Annotated in this window: 19 protein-coding genes; 6 read left to right on the top strand and 13 right to left on the bottom strand. The window is 72.4% G+C overall.

All coding sequences use genetic code 11. The features are described from left to right. The 4 genes from KIK08_RS19950 to KIK08_RS19935 form a co-directional block, all read right to left on the bottom strand. Window positions 1-738: a nucleotidyl cyclase domain-containing protein gene (locus KIK08_RS19950; RefSeq protein ID WP_214404715.1), complete on the bottom strand. Its 738-nt coding sequence runs from the start codon at window positions 736-738 to the stop codon at window positions 1-3. Beyond that, entirely contained in the window at window positions 735-1,739 is a 1,005-nt protein-coding gene (locus KIK08_RS19945; protein ID WP_214404714.1) for a hypothetical protein, read from the bottom strand. Before KIK08_RS19945 ends, KIK08_RS19950 begins: the two co-directional genes overlap by 4 nt. Before the next feature lie 479 nt (window positions 1,740-2,218). Then, complete coding sequence (locus tag KIK08_RS19940) at window positions 2,219-3,004, bottom strand: CHAT domain-containing protein (RefSeq protein ID WP_214404713.1); 786 nt, start codon at window positions 3,002-3,004, stop codon at window positions 2,219-2,221. 387 nt (window positions 3,005-3,391) lie between these two features. Further along, a complete protein-coding gene (locus KIK08_RS19935) occupies window positions 3,392-3,886 on the bottom strand; it encodes a Pycsar system effector family protein (RefSeq protein WP_214404712.1) in 495 nt (164 codons plus the stop codon). Window positions 3,887-4,132: 246 nt separating this feature from the next. Between KIK08_RS19935 and KIK08_RS19930 the strand changes: the two genes are divergently transcribed. Then, window positions 4,133-4,498, top strand: a complete 366-nt coding sequence (locus KIK08_RS19930) for a CATRA system-associated protein (RefSeq protein ID WP_214404711.1) — start codon at window positions 4,133-4,135, stop codon at window positions 4,496-4,498. Further along, window positions 4,495-6,267 (top strand): CATRA conflict system CASPASE/TPR repeat-associated protein, encoded by a 1,773-nt coding sequence (locus KIK08_RS19925; RefSeq protein ID WP_250557383.1) that lies wholly within the window; start codon window positions 4,495-4,497, stop codon window positions 6,265-6,267. The genes KIK08_RS19930 and KIK08_RS19925 overlap by 4 nt, the downstream gene beginning before the upstream one ends. 75 nt (window positions 6,268-6,342) lie before the next feature. Here the strand turns inward: KIK08_RS19925 and KIK08_RS19920 are convergent, their stop codons facing one another. The 3 genes from KIK08_RS19920 to KIK08_RS19910 form a co-directional block, all read right to left on the bottom strand. Further along, window positions 6,343-7,182, bottom strand: coding sequence for a DUF1707 SHOCT-like domain-containing protein (locus KIK08_RS19920; RefSeq protein WP_214404709.1), 840 nt, complete (start codon window positions 7,180-7,182; stop codon window positions 6,343-6,345). Window positions 7,183-7,285: 103 nt separating this feature from the next. Then, complete coding sequence (locus KIK08_RS19915; RefSeq protein WP_214404708.1) at window positions 7,286-7,513, bottom strand: hypothetical protein; 228 nt, start codon at window positions 7,511-7,513, stop codon at window positions 7,286-7,288. Further along, a complete protein-coding gene (locus KIK08_RS19910) occupies window positions 7,492-8,052 on the bottom strand; it encodes a CHAT domain-containing protein (RefSeq protein WP_214404707.1) in 561 nt (186 codons plus the stop codon). Before KIK08_RS19910 ends, KIK08_RS19915 begins: the two co-directional genes overlap by 22 nt. A gap of 301 nt (window positions 8,053-8,353) precedes the next feature. Between KIK08_RS19910 and KIK08_RS19905 the strand changes: the two genes are divergently transcribed. Further along, window positions 8,354-8,959 (top strand): hypothetical protein, encoded by a 606-nt coding sequence (locus KIK08_RS19905; RefSeq protein ID WP_214404706.1) that lies wholly within the window; start codon window positions 8,354-8,356, stop codon window positions 8,957-8,959. 196 nt (window positions 8,960-9,155) lie between these two features. Here the strand turns inward: KIK08_RS19905 and KIK08_RS19900 are convergent, their stop codons facing one another. After that, the gene (locus tag KIK08_RS19900; protein ID WP_214404705.1) at window positions 9,156-12,482 is read right to left on the bottom strand and encodes a CHAT domain-containing protein; all 3,327 of its coding nucleotides are present in this window, start codon (window positions 12,480-12,482) and stop codon (window positions 9,156-9,158) included. Between the two features lie 196 nt (window positions 12,483-12,678). On the opposite strand from KIK08_RS19900, the gene KIK08_RS42260 reads away from it, so the two are divergent. Continuing rightward, window positions 12,679-13,344, top strand: coding sequence for a toll/interleukin-1 receptor domain-containing protein (locus tag KIK08_RS42260; protein ID WP_408004693.1), 666 nt, complete (start codon window positions 12,679-12,681; stop codon window positions 13,342-13,344). A gap of 681 nt (window positions 13,345-14,025) precedes the next feature. Here the strand turns inward: KIK08_RS42260 and KIK08_RS19890 are convergent. Continuing rightward, window positions 14,026-14,487 (bottom strand): hypothetical protein, encoded by a 462-nt coding sequence (locus KIK08_RS19890; protein WP_214404703.1) that lies wholly within the window; start codon window positions 14,485-14,487, stop codon window positions 14,026-14,028. Window positions 14,488-15,054: 567 nt separating this feature from the next. Between KIK08_RS19890 and KIK08_RS19885 the strand changes: the two genes are divergently transcribed. Then, window positions 15,055-15,270: a hypothetical protein gene (locus tag KIK08_RS19885; RefSeq protein ID WP_214404702.1), complete on the top strand. Its 216-nt coding sequence runs from the start codon at window positions 15,055-15,057 to the stop codon at window positions 15,268-15,270. A 527-nt stretch (window positions 15,271-15,797) separates the two neighbouring features. Here KIK08_RS19885 and KIK08_RS19880 read toward each other — a convergent pair. The 3 genes from KIK08_RS19880 to KIK08_RS19870 are packed head-to-tail and all read right to left on the bottom strand — an operon-like array spanning window position 15,798 to window position 16,810. Further along, on the bottom strand, window positions 15,798-16,166 hold the full coding sequence (locus KIK08_RS19880) for a DUF1707 SHOCT-like domain-containing protein (protein WP_214404701.1): 369 nt from the start codon (window positions 16,164-16,166) through the stop codon (window positions 15,798-15,800). Further along, window positions 16,159-16,506 carry a YbjQ family protein gene (locus tag KIK08_RS19875; protein ID WP_214404700.1) on the bottom strand — a complete coding sequence of 116 codons (348 nt, stop codon included), beginning with the start codon at window positions 16,504-16,506 and terminating at the stop codon, window positions 16,159-16,161. Before KIK08_RS19875 ends, KIK08_RS19880 begins: the two co-directional genes overlap by 8 nt. Before the next feature lie 4 nt (window positions 16,507-16,510). After that, window positions 16,511-16,810 (bottom strand): hypothetical protein, encoded by a 300-nt coding sequence (locus tag KIK08_RS19870; protein ID WP_214404726.1) that lies wholly within the window; start codon window positions 16,808-16,810, stop codon window positions 16,511-16,513. Window positions 16,811-16,865: 55 nt separating this feature from the next. Between KIK08_RS19870 and KIK08_RS19865 the strand changes: the two genes are divergently transcribed. Next, window positions 16,866-17,141: a plasmid pRiA4b ORF-3 family protein gene (locus KIK08_RS19865; protein ID WP_308257751.1), complete on the top strand. Its 276-nt coding sequence runs from the start codon at window positions 16,866-16,868 to the stop codon at window positions 17,139-17,141. A gap of 5 nt (window positions 17,142-17,146) precedes the next feature. Here KIK08_RS19865 and KIK08_RS19860 read toward each other — a convergent pair. Further along, the coding region (locus KIK08_RS19860) for an IS5 family transposase (RefSeq protein ID WP_214404699.1) at window positions 17,147-17,753 on the bottom strand (607 nt) is incomplete at its 5' end.

Below are 17,753 nucleotides of genomic sequence, written 5' to 3'. Positions count from 1 at the left end.
TCAGCTCCGGCCGAAGTTGTTCTGGTTGCCGATGGCGGGGCCGTTGCCGTGCGCGTGGACGTCCCGGACGGACGTCTGCACGGAGGTCTGCACGGACGGACCCGCCCGCACCTCCGGCTCGTCGTCGGGCTGCTCCCGCTCGCCCGGCCCGGCGACCGCGACATCCGGGTCCGCGGGCCTGCGCAGCCACCCGGTGAGCACCCCGTCCTTGACCACCGGGGTGATCTCCCGGAAGTCCCCCCGGCGTAGCCCGAGGTCCTCCTGGACCACGACCTCCTGGTACAGCGCGTCCGACACCGCCAGCGTCAGCGCGTCGTCCACCTGGATGGCCTGCGTCCGGACCGGCTCGCAGTCGCGCAACCGGGCGGCCGTGCGGACGGCTGCTCCGAGCACGTGCGGCGGCGACACCACCACATCACCGTGCGCGACACCGGTGCGCACCCGCAGCCGGGCGCCGACCGCCCGGAACTCGTTGAAGCGGGCCAGCCCGAGTTCGACCGCGCCCAGGAACTCCACGAGGATCCGTGCCTTCGGCACCCGGGCGTCCGCGACCAGCGTCACGCTGTCGCCGTCGGACCGGCGGAACCAGTGCTCGACCGGGTAGCGGAAGTCGGCCTGCGCCTCGTCGATGACCTTGTCCAGGCCTGCGTCCAGGTCGCCGCCGTAGCGGCGGTTGCCCGAGCTGGAGCCGATGACGTCCATCGAGACGACGGTGGCGGGATAGGGTAGATCGATCACTGCGCACTCCTTGTCGTTGCTTCGTCGGCGGAGGTCGTGGGGGGCGTCTGCCACTGCACGCCGTAGCTCAGGCCCTGCTCGAGGTGGGCGAACTCCAGGCGCACCTCGCCGGTCGCGTCGAGCGCCAGCAGTTCCTCCGGGGGTTCGGCGTCGTCCACGACCCGGGCCGGGACCGCCTCGACCCGCCAGATCCGGGAGGGCGGCACCGCGCGGTCGAACCTGACCCGCAGGACGAACCGCTCCGTCGCCCGCAGCGGGGTGAGCACGTAGTAGGTGCGCATGTCGGACAGCGCGTGCGAGGTGACGGTCACCGCGTACTCGTGCGGCTGGCCGACCCGCAACGGGCCGGGCAGCCGCAGCACGAACCGGGTGTGGCTGCTCGACACGTCCGAACGCTCGACGATCTCCCCGCCGTACAGCACGGCCACCTCGATGGCCCCGGTGCCGGCCACGTCGGCTCGGCGGGGTGCGCTGAACGCGAGCTCCAGTTCGTCGAGCTCCTCGACCGTGGACACCACGCGCCGCTCCTCGAACAGCTGCGGCGGGTCGACGTCGAGTCGCAGCAGCGCCCTCAGCTCCTGCACGTACCAGCCGGGAGCGGACTTGAGCAGGTCGCTGCGGGCGGCGGCCGGGCGTTCGGCGAGGTGCTGGGCCAGCGCCGCGAACGCCTGGTCGATCCGCCTGCGGGCCGTCCGGGCGTCCCGGTCGAGGCGTTCGGCCAGCCAGGCCACCCGGCGGTCGAGGAACTGGCCCGTCGCCTCCTCGTGCAGGCCCAGGGCACTGGCCGCGGCCAGCCTGAGGTCGGCCGGCAGCCGGTCGAGCACCGAACCCAGCAGCAGGACGAGCTTGCGGCGCACGACCGTCGGCTGGTCCTCGTCGTCGATCCCGCACAGCCGACGCAGCTGCGGGCCGACCCGGCGGTGGGCGTCGGTGGCGTCGATCCCGCGGCCGCGACGCAATTCGGTCAGCTCGTGGGCCAGTTCGTGCGGCTCTCCGTACATCGTTCTTCTCCGGCGGTCGAGGGTGTCGGTCGCGGAACCGGTCGAAGTCTGCGCAGACGTGTTACGTGGGACAGGTCCAGGTCCAGGAGGACAAAACCCGGACGTCGGACCGGCGGTGGTGACGGGCGTGGCGCCCCGCCCGTCACGCATTTCCTCAGCCGATCAGCCGATCATGCCGACGAGAGCGCGAATGATCGCGAACAGGTGGCTTTCCACCGACCTCACCTCCGTTCGTCACAGAACCAGCCCGATGACCAGGCCGACGGCGAACACCACGAGCGCGATCCTCAGCACCATCGAGGCCGGAACGATCACCTGCATCGGTGCACCCCCTCCATCTCCGTGGAGACGTCGAAGAACCACGACGGGAATCCGCTGCCGCTCCTCGTGCCCAACCGGATCGGTTGCGCTCGTCCATGCTCGATTCGTCCGGGCGACGGGACGACGACCGCTGACACACCGGCGGTGAGAAGATTGGCTCACACGCCGATCGCGGTCGGCCCGGTCAGGGCCCGAGGTGAACGGACGGCGCCCACTGCGACGGAACGTCTGGGCGTTTGGCGCCGCAGCTCGACCATCAGGTCGTGCACGGCACCGGCCGACCGCTCGGGCCGGAACGGCCGGTCCCGGCACAGGTCCGCGTACACACTCCGGGCGGCGACACGGGCGAGCCGGTCGCCCACGGGCCAGAGGGTGGCGATCACGCGCCGGTAGCCCGCGTGCTGCATCGCCGCCGCGGGGTTCAACGCCTCGTCGGCGAGGTCGGCGCCGCCGAGGACGCTGGGGCACGCCGACAGGTAGGCACCCGCCGCCCGGTGGCCGCGCCCACGCGAGGCCTCGGTGAGGTCGAGACGGCTGTCGCCGAGCAGGGACACGGCGCGGGAGGGCTGGGCGAGGTCCTGCTCGGCGTGACAGGCCGGGTTCGCCCATCCGTGGTCGGGCAGCGCAGCGGCTACTTCCGCGCGGGTGGCGTCGTCGAGGCGGGTGAGGCGGACGTCGTCCGGGAGGCGCGCGGCGAGCTCGTTCAGCTCAGCTGTCGCGCCGGGAAGTACGGACTGACCGGGGACCGTCGCCGCGGCAACGCCCAGCATGCGGGCGCGGGTGCCGTCCTCGCCGGCTTCGTCCCCGCCGCGCAGCAGCGACGCGACGGTGGGTGTGTAGGACGACACGACCCGGTCCGGTGCCGAGCCCGCGGCGTGCAGCGGGAGCGCGGTGAACAGACCCGTCGGGTGGGCCGTGAAGCGCGACCAGCGTGCCGATCTCACGCTCGACCTGGGGCAGCAACCCCTGCCCGGCCGCGTCCGACACCGCGACGGCGAGCACCCGTGGTGGGCGGATGACCGGGAGCGGATCACGGACCAGCTCGACGGCGGCAGAGTAGGCGCGCACTACTCCTCGTCCGCGGACTGCGGTCCGATCGGGTCCGGGGTCACTGCGCCTCCTCAGCCGGCCGCGTCGATCGGTTCGCCCGACACGGCGGGTCAGCATCGGGGAGCCGTGCGCGCGCAGACCGTCCACATCGACCAGTCAGCGGGCCGCCGGGCGCTGCTGCCCATACCGGTGGCCGCGGCACCGGGCGAGGAGACGTCAACGGCCCGGAGCTGTCCCGCTGTGGCACGTCACAGCTCTCGGACGACGCGAGAGCCGGGCCCTCATCGTGGCCACGCGAAGGCTACGAAGAGCAGCAGCGCACCGGCCAACGAGGCGAGGACCGCGATCCTGAGCATGCCGTACTTCCGCCAGTTGCCGGCGCCCATTCGCGACAGCTGCACGGAGAGCTCGGCGATCTCCTCGGCGTCGGTCAGGTCGGCCAGCCGAGTCGCGAGGGCTTCGGGTCGCTGCGAGCGGAGGTGGCCGAAGTAGATGAGACGACGCTCCCCCTCCATCTCGCGAACGCGACCGAGCTGGGGGATCACGACAAGCGATGCCGTGGTGACGGCCAGGGCCGAGGCCAGCAACCCGATCCACACCAGGACGAAGCGCCACCCCGTCATCGCGGCGGCGATGCCGGCGTTGCCGAAGGCCGCCACCACCGCGGCGATGACGGCTGCCTGGACGGTGAACACGACCGTCGCCTTGGTGTCGGCTCGGGCCGCCCATTGCTCCTGCACGGCATGCACCCGCCACCCGAACTCGATGCCCCGCATACCCAGATTCCTCCCTCGGCCTCCCCGCCCACGACACACGCAGGCCGCCGCGGCGGGGTCGCGGGCGACCGGTCGCCCGGTGGATCTTCCCTCATAGCGGGTCGTCCGCCGGACGTCGGTCGGGCAGCTGACGCGGCCACTGCACCACCGGGACGGCCACGGCGCACTCGGCCATGTCGACCGGCGCTACGGGCGTTCCCCCGTACGTGGGCACGGTAGGTGGATCATTCGGTACAGTGCGCGACCATGACGCCGATCGACCGGCCGGGCCAATCCGGCGTTATCGACGACGAGCTCCGCGAGGACGCCCTCGAGCTCTTCGCCGACCTGCTGCAGTGGCGGCTGGCGCCCGCCCGCTGGGACCAGGTCGCCTCCCGCCTCACCGCCATCGAGACGGCACTGGCCGACAACGACGTCCCCGCGCTGCGGGAGGCAATCGCCGACCTCGAGCTCACCGGCCCGGTGCGCGCGACCAGGATCGGCCATGATTCGGAGGACGACGCACCGCAGCAGACGAAGGACCGGGTGAACAACCTCCAGCACAAGATCGGGAGTTCGGGTGACGGCGACGACCCGTCGTCCGCGGACGGGAGCACCGGACCGGGGAGATGACGGCCACGGGGCTGATCGACGAAGAGCTCGTCGTTCACCTCTTCGCTCCGCTGGACGGACCGCACGCCGGATCGGCGTACGAGCAGCTCCGCGCCCTCCTGGGACGGTGCCGTGACCAGCTGGGGATGACCCAGCCGATCCGCCCCCCCGACCTCGACGCGGCTCTGCCCGTCGACCTGCCGGCCGAGCGACCGGCGCCGGGGAACGGGGCACTCGCGGCCCTGGAGGACCGCGCGTCCGACTTCCAGGCGATCGTCCGCCGCGAGCAGGACGTCCTCGCCTTCTCCATGGTCTTCGCAGCGCCGCTCGACTCGACCGAGCGCAGGCTGCGGGTGGGCTCGGCCGCCCCGAACGGCTGGCTCGAGTTCGACCGCTGGTGGCAGCAGCTCGCGCCGGACCCCCAGCCGCTGCTCGGGACGGTCCTCATCTACCAGGCGAAGGTCTCCGCGTCGGCGACCGCGGCGCAGCCCGAGCCGCCGATCGTCCCCCCGCACCCGTCGGACGACCTGCACTGGCAGCGCTCACCCGCGCTCACCCGGTGCGGGTTCCCTGTGTGGGAGACCTCCCGGGACGACAGCCGGGCCCGGCGCCGGCTGGTCGTGCTCGCGGGAGCCGACGAGGACCGCCGCTTGAGCGCCTGGACCTGGAGCGATGGCCGGAGCCCGATGCCGCCGCTCGGTCGGTACCTGATGCACGCGGCCAAGTTGCGCTACCACGGCCGGGTGCTGGGCGACGGCGCCCGGCTGGTGTCGCTGCGCCGGCGCGTCAGCGCTCGGATGGACCGGCTGCAGGTCCTGCTGAACGACGCCCCCGCCCAGGACCCCGCCGCGCGAACGGCGGAGGAACGCACGTTGCCCGCGGACGAGGCCGAGTTGATGGCCGCCCGGACCGACCTGTCGACCATGGCGCGCACCGTCGAGATCGCGATCGAGAACATGGCCCGGTCGTTGAACGACCCCCTGCCGACGGACCGCGCTCTCGCCGGCTGGCTCCCCCACCGCATCACGGACGAGGACGAGTACTTGAGCGCCGTACAACGGCGGGCGGAGCACCTGCGCGGTCTGCTCCCGGACGCCGCACGATCAGCCGGCCCGGTGCAGGTCGAGCCGCCGAGATCGACGCACTCCCGCCCTGCCCAGCCGGCGGCCACGTCGGTCGGAGGACCGGCGGCTGCCCCGCAGATGCGACTGCTGTTCGCGGTCGACGTCGCCGGGTACAGCGGGCGGACCGCACCACAGCAGGACGACATGCAGCGGCGCCTCGCCGCGATCACCCACGCCGTGCTGGGCGATCTGCGCATCACGATGGCCGACACCGACCACCAGGGCACCGGAGACGGCCTGAACATCGCCCTCCCGGCGCGAACGCCGATCACCGAGGCCCTGCCGATGCTGCTCACCGGTTGGCAGACCTACCTCGGCCGGGACAACGGCCGGTACCGCGACCGCATGCGGCTGCGCCTCGCGCTGGCGGTCGGCATGTTCGCCCACAGCCAGCTCGGCTTCACCGGCCAGACCATCGTCGAGGTCAACCGGCTCCTCGACAGCGATCCGCTGCGGCACGCCCTGGTCGAGCACCCGGACACCGACCTGGTGGTGATGGTGTCCGACCATCTCTACGACCTCGTGGTCCGGCCCGGCTTCCCCGGCCTGGAGGCGTTCCCGTTCCGAGAGCACCACGTCGAGGTCAAGACGTACCGGCGTCCCGGGTGGCTGTGGGTGGCCGCCGGTGGGCATCACCGGCCCGGGGCAGAATCGTGGGGCGAGTAACGTACGGATGCCGCGCGGCGCGCCCCGGGGCAGGACGACGTCCACCTGCTGGTCGAGGGTGTCCGGACGGGTCGGTCAGTCGAACTGCGGGTCCCAGACGGTCGCCCGGAACTGGAAGGCCTGGTCGCTCACCCCGACGACGGTGACGACCGCGAAGCGGTCGCCGGTGGTGCGGACACAGATGTCCTGCCCGGCGGTGAGGCTCCCCCGCTCGATGCGGCCGTTGGTGTACGCCGTCTCCTGCGAGCAGGCCGTGTAGTCGGCAGGGCCGGCCATGACGGCGTAGTCAGAGGACAGGGACACGTACTCACTGCCGTGGTCGAAGAAGACGTCCCCGCTGCCGCCCCGGCTGGCGTCCCAGTTCGGGCTGGTCCCGTCGTCGAGGTCGACGCTGTAGTAGGGGCTCAGCGTGATCGGTTGGTCGCCCGTGGTCCGGCGCACCTGCGCTCCACCCGGCAGCGGCCGTCCGGTCCCTCCGGAGGTCGCGCTGGGCGTCGCACCCGCTGACGCACCCGGTGTCGCATCCGGCAGCGACGAGGTGGTCGGTGGCGCCGTCCGCGTGGTCGGGACCGGCGCCGGGACCGGGGCGGAGCCCGCCGCAGCGGTCGGCTGCCCACCACGACCGATGGCGAAGGCGAGGACGGCGACGAGCGCCACGGCGACGACCACGCCGACGACCACGAGAGCGCGCCGCGGTCCGCGGCCCGGCGAACCCGGCAGCCGGGGGTGCGGGGCCGGAAGGTCGGTGAACAGCGCCTCGATCTCCGCCGCAGTCGTCGCGCCCGCGGCCGCCGCCGACCGCTCGGCGTACTCGGTGACCAGCAGGCGCTCGGCGTTGAGGTGCTCCTGCAGGGCGCGCTGGGCCGCGGTCCGTTCGGCCTCACCGATGCGCGTCGAAGGCTCGTGCCTGGGCATGCCCCCTTGCTCGCCGACCGCAAGCACCGCGTTACGCCGCGACTCCGAACAGCGATCATCTCACCGGTGGTCGAGCGCCGGGGGACTGTCCATCGCCGAGGGGTCACCAGCCGTGGTGCCCGAACGCTGCCCACACCGCCACGTCGGCGCACAACGCCTTGCGCGCGTCGCGGGCAAGCCGCGGCGGCATGCCGGGCAGCGGTTCTCGCCCGAGGTCGAGCATCCACAGCTGCGCGGCGCGCAGCGCGTCCGCCGCCGGCAGCACGCCGACGACCAGGAAGTGATGCAGCGCGAACATCGCCACCGCGGTCAACCGGTCCGTGACCGCCACCGGGCACCCACGGCGGCGGCGCCCGCGGCGAGGAACGCTGTGGCGGGCGTGAGCGCCTCGTCGGCGTCGATGCGGGTCAGGTCGGAGTCGCAGGCGGCGAGGACGACCGTCGGCCCGGGCGCGTCGGCACGCCGGCCGGAGGCGTGCTCCAGCACGGCCCGCAGCGACAGCGGCACCGCGAGGTCCAGCCGGGAGTCCTCCAGCGAGGCGCCGGCCGTCGCGTGGCAGCCCAGGTGCAGCAGGGAGTGGCCCGCGTCCACGGCCGCCGGGAGCCGGGCGAGCACCTGGGCCGGGGTCGCTGCGGACTCGAGCACGGTCGCGCCCGGGTAGAAGGTTCCGGCCAGGGCGCGGACCTCGGCCCGGGCCCCGGGCAGGTCGTCGGCCGGGCCGCTCACCAGCAGCGGGTCCGCGCCCAGGGGCAGGACACCGCGCGCTGCGACCTCGCGCAGCTGCCGGGCCGATGCCGCGGTCGAGAGCACGAGGTCCTGGCAGGCGTATCGGAACCCGCCGGACCGGTCGGCAGCCGGGCCGCCTGCCACGGCACCGCGGCCAGCGGACCGCAGTGCACGAGCACGACCCGGCGGCATCGCCCGGTCCGCTGCCGGGCCGGGCGCCGAGCGCGGCGAGCAGCGGTGGCCCCGCGGCGGCCCCGGCCCACCCGCACAGCCGCTCCAGCGCGGCGTCCGCGTCCCGGTCCGGCGCCGTGCCCCCGGCCGTGACGGCCGCGGCAGCGCGCTCAAGCAGAGCGATCGACTCGTTGGCGTTCGTGAGCAGGCCATCCATCAGGTGCCGGTCGGACAGCACCGCTCCGAGCTGGCCGATCGCCACGGGGCGCAGCGGGTGCCCGACCGGCAGCAGCGCGATCGACTCGACCAGCTCGTCGAGCGCGGCAGAGGTGTCGCGGCCCTCGTCGGCGAAGCCGCGCAGCAGACCGGCCAGCGCGGACAGCAACCGTGCGGCGCCGAGCCGGGCCGGGTCGTCCCCCGCCGCCGCGGCGGTCATCAGCCGTCGCGCGAGGTCCTCGGCGGCGGCCACGCGATCGGCGGACTGCTCGACGGCCGCCGAGGCGACCAGCGCCCCGGTCAGCATTTCCTCGGTGTCCTCGCGCATCCGGGGATCCCCGGCCATCCCGGCGGCCGCCTGCTCCAGCAGCCCGGTGGCCCGCAGCAGGGCGTCAGGTCGCGACGTCGACGCGCCGTCCTCGACCAGCGCGCGGGCCAGGTCCCGCTGCAGCAGGGGGCGCAACAGGTCGCCGCCGGTCAGCTCGGCGACGGCCGCCTCCAGGGCCGTCATCCGTTGCCCGTCCGGGGCGACCATCGCGGCCAGACTGCGCACGAGGTCGCCGACCTCGGCACCGGATGGCACCCGGCTCGCGGCGGCCTGCAGCGCGGCGCCGGTCTCCGGCGTCACCTCGCCGTCCCCGGTCCGGTCGCTGCAGGTCGGTGAGCAGGCCCGCCGCCGCCTGCATCGTGTCCACGGCCCACCGGACCTCAGGCGGCGGGTCGGCGTCCACTGCATTCAACGCCGCCAGTTGCTCGGCGACTTGGCCGAGTCCGGCCTGCGCGGCGCCCGGGTCCGTGTCCTGGCGCCAGTGCGTTTGCACCACCCTTGCGGATGCGAGGACGCTGCTTCGGTCGGCTCATCACCAGCCGTGGTGGCCAAATGCCGCCCACACTGACAGGTCCCCGAGGAACCGCCGCCGCGCCCGGTCCCGGAGCGTCAACGGCGTGCCGGGAAGGAGCGCCCGGTCCGGGTCGAGCATCCACAGTTGCGCGGCGCGCAACGCGTCCGCAGCCGGCAGCTTCTCGACGGCGAGGAAGTGGTGCAGGGCGAACATCGCAACGGCGGTGTACTGATCACTGACCGGCCACCTAGCGCCCACCACGGCCGACGCACCCGCCGCGAGGAACGCCGTGGCCAGAGTCAGCACCTCGTCGGGCGACATCCTGGTCAAGTCGGACTCGCACGCAGCCAGGACGACAGTCGGGCCGGACGGGCCGGGGCGGCGTCCGGCGGCGTGTTCGAGGATCGTCCGCAACGACAGCGGTGTCGCCAGGTCCAGTCGAGTGGTGTCGAGCGAGCCGGTGGCCGTAGCGTGAGAGCCGATGTGGATCAGCGTCGGCCCGTCGGCAATCCGGACGAGCAGCGCGGCTGAATCAACGTCGTGGCTCAGCACGGTCGCGTCCGGGTAGATGGTCCTGGTCAGCGCGGCGATTTCCTCCTGAACGCCGTCGAGGTCCGATCCCGGGCCACTGACCAGCAGCGGTGACAGACCGACCGGCGGAGCCGTGCGCGTGGCAACGTCTCGCAGCTGGCGGGCCGAGGCCGCGGTCGACAGCACGAGATCCTGACAGGCGTACCTGACCTCGCCGGAGGTCGTCGGGAACCGAGCCGCCTGCCACGGCACCGCGGCCAGCGGTCCGCAGGGCACAAGCACGACACGCTGGGCGCCGTCGAGCACTTCGAGCAGCGGTGGCATCGCCGCCGCGCCCGCCCAAGCGCAGAGCCGTTCCAGCGCCGCTCGCCACGCTCCGAGTTGGTCGGACTCGTCGAACCGCGGGGTCCGCAGGTAGTCGGCGAGCGGATCCTCGGCGGTCAGCCGCAACCCGGGAGCGTTCGTTGCCCTCACCCGGCCGTCCCGGTCGACCACCAGCACGACCCCGTCGGCGGTAGGGCTGCCCGGTACGAGGTAGGCCAAGGCGTCGCGGCCGAGTTGCTCGAGCGCCCGGCCGATGCCGCCGACCGCGGGCGCGGCGAACAGGCGCCGGCCCTCCCGGGTGCCCTGCAGCGCGTCCAGCACGCGGTACCGCACGTCGTCGGCAGCCTGGCCATAATCGGGTTCGCCAGATAGGGCGGCGCCGTCCGACGGCGAGGGCTGGTTCCGGCGAGCCGCGGCGTCGCCTAGCCACGCCTGCGCCAGGTCCGCCTGCTTCGCCCCGTTGAGCAGGGTCGGAACACTGGAGGTCGTCGTCGCGGCATGCAGGGTCAGGCCGCGACCCAGTTCCAGCGCCTCGACCGCACCGGGTAGATCCCCGTCAGCCAGGCACCAGCGCATGAGCCGCTCGGCGTCGGCGACCGCGCCCCGCGCCGTGCTCAGCGCGTCCGGCACACCCGACTGCAGCAGCACCAAGGCCGCGTAGGCCATCAGCTGCTCCAGCGCCGTCCGACGGGAAGCCAACTGGTCGCCGCCGGCCCGGTGGGCCAGCGCGAGATCGCGCAGCACGTCGATGCGCATGACATCGGACCGGCGCTCGCCAAGCAGTTCGAGTGCCTGCTCCAGATGGGTCACAGCACCGGCGCCGCCAGCCGCGAGATGGGCCTTGCCCAGCAGTGCGTGCTGGCCGGCGCGCTGATGCGGGAACATCTCCGTTGCGTCAAGCCCGGTTTCCATCCGGTCGATGGCGCGCCGCATGCCGCCCGGATCGGCATCGACCATCGCTGACAGCACGTCGAGCGCGTTGACCAGCGTGGCGACCACGGACGGCGCCACGCCGACCACCCCGTCCTGTGACAGCGCCGCCCGCATCCGCGATGCCGCCGCCCGGAGGTCGTCCCTGTGCCGGACCGCGGCGCTTAGCTCGGCACCGGCGAGCACGACGTTCAGGTTCGGACGCAGCGGATGCCCGGTCGGCACGTTGGCGAGGTTGCGGCGCAGCGCCGCGGCTGCGGCGTCGAACTCGTCGGCGTCGGCCAGCCGAACCGCACGCCCGATCCGGGCCACCGCGCCCACACTGCCAATGAACGCGGCATCACCAGTCGTCTCGTTCCCCAGTGCGACGGCCTCCTCGGCGCGCCGGAGGAGATTTACCCCAGTGTCACCGTCGGCCAGCAGGCCGTCCATGAGCTGCCGGTCGGCCAGCACCGCGCCGAGCTGCCCAATCGCGACCGGGCGCAGCGGATGGCCGCCCGGCAGCAACGCGATAGCCCGCACCAAGTCGTCCAAGGCCGCGGCCACGTCCCGCGTCTGGCTCGACATCCCCTGCAGCAGCCCGACCAGTGACGACAAGAACAGCTCGGCGCCAACTGCCGCCGGATCGCCGGAGGTAGTGGCGGCGACCGCCAGGTCCGCGACAAGCTTCTGCGCTGCGGCAGCCCGGTTTGGTGACTGCTCAACTGCGGCCGAGACAACTAACGCCCCGGCAAGCATCCTTCCGGTTTCCTCACGCATCGGATGTCCTGCGACCATTCCTGCTCTGGCCTGTTCCAGCAGCTCGGTGGCCCGCAACACAGCCGCCGGGCGCGGACCGGCACCGTCGATCAACGCCCGCGCCAGGTCGCGTTGCAACACAGGCCGCAGCAGGTTGTCTCCGGTCAGCCCAGCGATCGCCGACTCGAGCGAGGCAGTCGGGTCGGAGCCAGGGTCCATGAAGGACGCCAGCCCGCGCACCAAGTCGACGCCTGGTGCGTCGACAGGCGCGTCGGATGCCGCGGCGTGCAGCCGCGCGGTGATCTCCGGCTTAACTGTGCCGTCCCAATCCGGCCGTTGCACGTCGCCGAGCAGGCCGGACATCGTGCGCACCATGTCCAGGGACCACCGGACTTCCGGCGGGAGATCGGCGGAATCGATCGCGTCCAGCTGCTCGACGAGTCGGGCCAGTCCGGCCGACGCCTCGGTGGCGTCGGTGTCCCCCCGCCACTGCTCGGTACGCCGCAGCGCCTCCATGTCCAACGTCGGATGGTCGCGCAGCGCTGCGGCCGGTGTGGCGGTCAACATCGTGAGCGTCGGCAGCACCATGGTCATCAGCTGACGCTGCTTCGCGGTCGCCGCTTCGTCGGCGAGGACCTCTTGGGCAAGGCGCTCGGCGCGGAGCCGGTCGTCGTCGCCGCCGCCGAATCGTGCGTATCGGGTGGCCAGCACGGTAACCAGCTCCACCCGCCGAACTCGGGCCTCATCAGGCAGAAGATCCGCTGCTAGGGCAGTCTCCAGTCCGGCGATCCGGGCGTCCAGTTGTGACCGGTCGAGGGCCATCGCGCTCCTCACTTCCTTGCCTGTGCCACGATACGCCGCGAACCAATCTCACACAGTCGCGCCCTCCTACGTCACGCGGCGCGCGGTGAGGAGCCGGCTAGCTAGCGATAGGAGGGCGCCATTGGCCCCGGGAGGATCCCCGAGTTCTTGGTGGATCAATGTCCCGAGAAGCAGCACCGTCGACCTGGCCAACCTGATGCGAGACCTCGAAATTGCGGAGCTGAGACCGACCTTGGTAGGTCTAGGCACCGATCGGATCTTCATCTCCGTTCGAGCGAGCCCCTGGGTTACCAGACTAGTTCTGCAAGATTGCCTGCCTGGCGTTGCATGGGAGATTTCACCTGCCACGCCCGGAATGGTCACCAATGCAGCAGCGATGTGGCTAATGCTAACCATCGGACTTCTCCTAGAGCATGGCGCGGGAGTCGTACAGCTCGGTCCGCCGTCAGACCAGAGTAAACGTAGGTTGTCGGACCGCGTCTTCATCTGCCACAGCTCTGGAGACAAGCATCAGGCACTAGCATTGCATAGGCGCCTGACGGCGGACGGTATCGAATGCTGGATCGACGAAGAAGACCTCCTACCCGGACACGACTGGGACCACGAAATCCGCAATGCTATCAAGGTCTCCCGATGCGTTCTAGTTTGCCTATCGTCAGCCGCCCTCACCAGAGCCGGCTACATGCACAAAGAAATAGCTTTCGCACTCGATCGGGCAGCAGAGCAGCCCGACGGTTCAATATATCTTATTCCGGTTCGACTCGAGCCGATCACACTTCCACGGCGCTTGAGCCATCTTCACGCGGTTGATCTCTTCGCTCCGGAGCAGTACGAGCGCCTCATCAAAGCCCTGAGAGCTTGATCCAGCAGTTCTAGTTGCGGCCAGCACAGTAATCAAGTGACAAGTCACCGTGGGCGCGGTGGCATAGCAACCACGCATTTGCCGCTCGGTCCACGTGCTCATAGTGTCGACCACGACGGACGGTGCGCGGATCCCGGTATACGGCGGTCACGACCACCCGCTGCGTGACGTCGGCGCACTGCGCCGATCCGCCTCCTCCGGACCGCACCCGACCCTCAAGAACTTCACCACCTGGTCGAGCCTCACCGTCGCCGAGGCGCTCCGCGATCGAGCGGATCGGCGACGGTCTGGAGCGCAAGGACCACGAGGGAACCCGGGGTGCGTCGAGCCGGGTCGGCGGCCGTGGCGGATTCGATCGGACCCACCGCACTGCTGGTGGCGATGTACGCCGAGACGATCGTGGCTCACCAGGACCTGCGGGTTGTACTCGCGCACTCGGCGGCCCGCGCCGACCTGGTCGAGCGCGCGGTCGTTGTCGACGGGCTGACGGTGGGCACCTGGCGGCGCACGCTCGCCCGCCGGTCGGTAACCGTGCAGATCAGGCCCTTCGAGCCGATCGGTCCCGTCGAGCCGGCCCCTCGACGCCGACGTGCAGCGCTTCGGACGGTTCCTCGGGTTGTCCGCCGACCTCCTGACGGCGCAGGCTGGCTGAGCCCCCCGCCCGGCCCGGTCCGGGACCGATCAGCGCGGTGGCGGCTTCTGCCGCCGTGCACCCGCCCCCCTGCCCCTGCTGGACTTCTGGGAGCGCTGGTCTCCCGCCGGCTGCTCGGTGCGGGGAGCCCGTGTGCGCGCCTCGCGCAACCGCGCCAGTTCCGCGGTGAGCGCCCGCTTCTCGCTCTCCAGCCGTCCGACGGCGCGCCGGAGCTCCGCGGCGTCACCCTCCAGCAGGGCGATCTTCTGGTCGCGCTCGGCGAGGCGGCGGCGCAGCTCCTCGACCTTCGGCGCGAGGTCGATCTTCGGCTGCCGCCCGAGCCGCAGGCGGAACCGGTCGAAGCCCCGGACACGCGTGGGCTCCGCAGCCGGTGCGTAGGTCGGGCGGGGCGTGCGGAAGGGAGGTTCTGGCCCCAGCGGGTGCCCGTGGCCCGCGTGGGCGTCGCTGTCGTGCCGGTCGCTGACGTCGTCCGAATAGGAGACCCAGCCCACTAGCCACCTCCGCGTCGAGTCGGTCGGGAGCGCCGCCGGACCGGTCCCAAGCAGGTTCTGGCGGGTCGTGTCGGGATGTCGACACGTGCGGGCGACGCGTTACCGCTCACAGCGCAGCCGGCGACGAAGAGCGCTCGCAGCACTCGGTGGGACAAGTGCAGGCGGTCACGGGATCGGGTGATCCAGGACGCGCGGGACGCGTGTCGAGGGCCTCGGCAGGACGCCGTCCAGCAACGAGGTGCCAGGTCGGGCGGAGCAGGTGGGTGCGCAGGCCGTCCCCGCAGTCGAGCACCTCCTCGACCTCGGCGTCGGTCGGCCCGCCGGTGCGCTGGCGAACGGCCACGTGACCTCGGCGAACTCCTGGCCCTGCACGGCCCCCAGGCACGCCACGGTCTGCGCGGGCCGGGCGAAGGGCTCGCCGACCAGGCGCTGCTGGCGCAGCCGGCTCTGTGCAGACGGTGCTGAGCGAGCTCAACATCGACCCCGCCCGGATCGCGGTGCTGGAAGCCACCGGGGATCCGGTTGCCGACGCCGGGGCTTTGGCATCGACCCCAGGACCTGCCCGGGGTGGTGGGGCTGTCCACCGACCGGGAGGGCCCCGACGGCCGCCAGCTCGAGGGATCCAAAGGCCACAGCGCCTACCTGATCCCGGGCACCACCAGCCAGTACAACATCGCCGCCACCGTGGCCGGGCTACCCGAGCAGCGCATCACCGGGGAGACCGAGGGCCTGGGCGACCTCATCCGGGGAGGACTCGAGGCATGGGCCGACGCCTCCTGCTGAACCCCGTACTGAATCCCGTGCCGAATTCCATGCTGAACCTCGGAGCCCCCCCCCCGACCGGAGCCGCGCTCGCCCTGCGGGGCGCAGGCCTCCGACGGGCAGCAGATGTTCCTGGCGGCGTGGCGCTTCGATGGCCACATCCCCGGTCAGGACTGACCCCGGGCCCGCGACATCGTGGTGGCCACCGCCGCCGAGTACGGGTTCACCACCCCCGGGATGCAGATCGACACCCCCGGCCAGCACCGCACCACCGTCGCCGATCCGGCGCTGGGCGCGTTTGGTCGACATCCGCACCCGGGTCTACACGATCCTGCAGGTCACCACCGGCTGTCACCCGGCCGGCTGACTCGGCTGCGGCGAGGTCGACGGGTCTGGCACGGGCGGGATGCCAGCACCCGGGAAGCGCGGATCCGAGGGGCTGCAGGCCGCGCTAGGCGGCGACCCGGATGAACTCCTAGCGCCGCCAGCCCAGGTAGCCGGGGCGTCCCGCTCGGGTCCCGACGATCAACAGCCGGGACGGCAGGGCCTCAGTGGGCGTCGACCTGCCGGTAGTGCCGCGAGCCGTCGGTCGGGTCGACCCACACCCGCATGACCCGCCCGGTGCTGGGGTCGCGGAACACCTCGCCGGTGGCGACCCAGTGCTGCTCGACCCGGACCACCTCCCCGTGCCGGGTCCTCGCCCGCCGCGCGGTCGCCCGAGCCGGGGCGGCGTCCAGCAGGGGCAGCCCACCCAGGGCGGCGTGCGCCTGGGCGCGGGTCGCAGCGGCGTAGACCCGCGCGACGCGCACGTCGAACTGCTCCAGGTCGAGCCGGCCCTCGGCGACGTGCCGGCGCAGCGCCCCGGCCAGCTGCTCCCGCTCCGCATCGGTGGGCGGAGCGTCGTCGCCGTCAGGCATCGGTCTCGACCACCACGGCGGTGCCGTAAGCGATGATCTCGGTGAGCCCGGCGCCGACCTCGGAGGAGTCGAACCGCATCCCCACGATCGCGTTGGCCCCGAGCAGGCGCGCGTTGTCCAGCATCCGGTCCACGGCGTGGCGGCGGCTGTCCTCCAGCAGCTCGGTGTACTGCGGCACCTCGCCGCGGAACATCGACCGCCAGCCGCCGGTGAACCCCTTCACCACCCCGATGCTGCGCACGACGAGACCGAAGCAGGCGCCCTTGCTCTCCACCACCCGCGCGCCGGGGACCTCAAACGTCGTGCTGATAGGCAGGTGCAGGGCGCCGGTCGGGGTCATGAGGTCAGGCTAGCCAGTACCGGTAGGTCGTGGGCCGGGAGGGCAGAGTGTCCTGGCGCGATGTGCCGAGGTCAGGCGTGTGGTGAGGCGCCTGTGCGACTGCGGCGGTGACAAGCTCGCGGAGTTGGTTGCTGTCGAGTCCCCCACCGGTGTGGTCGGCACGCCGGCGGGCGTCCTGCAGGTCGGCGCGCAGTCGTTCGACCTCGGCGCGGGCCCGGGCGAGGTCGTCCTCCGCGCGCAATCGCAGCTGTGCCTCGGTGTCGGCGCGGTGGCGGGCCGCGGCGAGGGCCTGCTCGGCCTGCACCCGGGCGTCGCGTTCCCCTGCCAGCTCGGCGTGGGCCTGGGCCTGGTCGCGTCACGTGCTGGTCGTCGACGCGGTGATCGCCCCGGAGGCGGGGGTGCGCTATCCACGCTGTGTCGCTGGTGAGGGTGCCTGTCCACCGGAGGATGTCGGCGGGCCGTTCGGCTATGTGGAGTTCGTCGAGGCGCTCACCGATCCGACCCACCCGGAGCACGCCGAGCGGCTGGAGTGGTGGGGCTCGGACCGGTTCGACCCGCATCGTTTCGACCTCGCCGCCACCGACCGGGCGTTGGAGCACCTGGCATGGGTCCCGCTCACGCCGGTGCGCACCTGACCAGGTCAGGGCAGTCGAGACAGGCGGCGCAGACAGATCAGTGCGCACGCCAGCCGGAGCATCGCCTCGATGCTGGTGCGGGAGCGTTCGTAGCGCAGCGCGAGCCGGCGGAACGTCAGCAGCCACGCCATCGTGCGTTCCACGACCCACCGAACCCGCCCGAGGCGCTGGGAGTCCTCGATCCCGCGTCGCGCGATCCGCACGCCGATCCCGCGTTCGTGCAGGTATCGGCGGCATCGTGGGTAGTCGTAGCCCTTGTCGGCGTGCAGCTTGACCGGGCGCCTGCGCGGGCGGCCGGGACGTCCGCGCTGTTCACGCACGCCGGGGTTGGTGTCGAGCAACTCCTCCAGCATCCGGCTGTCGTGGGTGTTCGCGCCGGTCACCAGCGCGTGCAGCGGGAGGCCGTTGCGGTCGCAGAGCACGTGGTACTTCGACCCCCGCTTACCGCGATCGGTCGGTGAGGGCCCGGTCGCCTCGCCGCGGCGCTTGGCGCGCACGCTGACCGAGTCGACCGCGGCGCGGGACCAGTCCAGGACTCCGGCTTGGCCGAGCCGGTCGAGCACCGCCCGGTGCAGCTGGTCCCAGACCCCAGCGCGCTGCCAGTCCCGCAGT

Source organism: Pseudonocardia lacus, assembly GCF_018531445.1.
Classification (GTDB): Bacteria; Actinomycetota; Actinomycetes; order Mycobacteriales; family Pseudonocardiaceae; genus Pseudonocardia; species Pseudonocardia lacus.
Note: the sequence above shows the minus strand (reverse complement) of the source record. Positions and strands in the feature narration are given on the sequence as shown.

What these genes read in the sequence shown, in the direction of transcription:
- KIK08_RS19930 (WP_214404711.1), top strand. Translation starts at nt 4,133, where the DNA reads ATGACGCCGATCGACCGGCCGGGCCAATCCGGCGTTATCGACGACGAG.
- KIK08_RS19925 (WP_250557383.1), top strand. Translation starts at nt 4,495, where the DNA reads ATGACGGCCACGGGGCTGATCGACGAAGAGCTCGTCGTTCACCTCTTC.
- KIK08_RS19945 (WP_214404714.1), bottom strand. Translation starts at nt 1,739, where the DNA reads ATGTACGGAGAGCCGCACGAACTGGCCCACGAGCTGACCGAATTGCGT.
- KIK08_RS19900 (WP_214404705.1), bottom strand. Translation starts at nt 12,482, where the DNA reads ATGGCCCTCGACCGGTCACAACTGGACGCCCGGATCGCCGGACTGGAG.
- KIK08_RS19935 (WP_214404712.1), bottom strand. Translation starts at nt 3,886, where the DNA reads ATGCGGGGCATCGAGTTCGGGTGGCGGGTGCATGCCGTGCAGGAGCAA.
- KIK08_RS19875 (WP_214404700.1), bottom strand. Translation starts at nt 16,506, where the DNA reads ATGACCCCGACCGGCGCCCTGCACCTGCCTATCAGCACGACGTTTGAG.
- KIK08_RS42260 (WP_408004693.1), top strand. Translation starts at nt 12,679, where the DNA reads ATGCGAGACCTCGAAATTGCGGAGCTGAGACCGACCTTGGTAGGTCTA.
- KIK08_RS19880 (WP_214404701.1), bottom strand. Translation starts at nt 16,166, where the DNA reads ATGCCTGACGGCGACGACGCTCCGCCCACCGATGCGGAGCGGGAGCAG.
- KIK08_RS19920 (WP_214404709.1), bottom strand. Translation starts at nt 7,182, where the DNA reads ATGCCCAGGCACGAGCCTTCGACGCGCATCGGTGAGGCCGAACGGACC.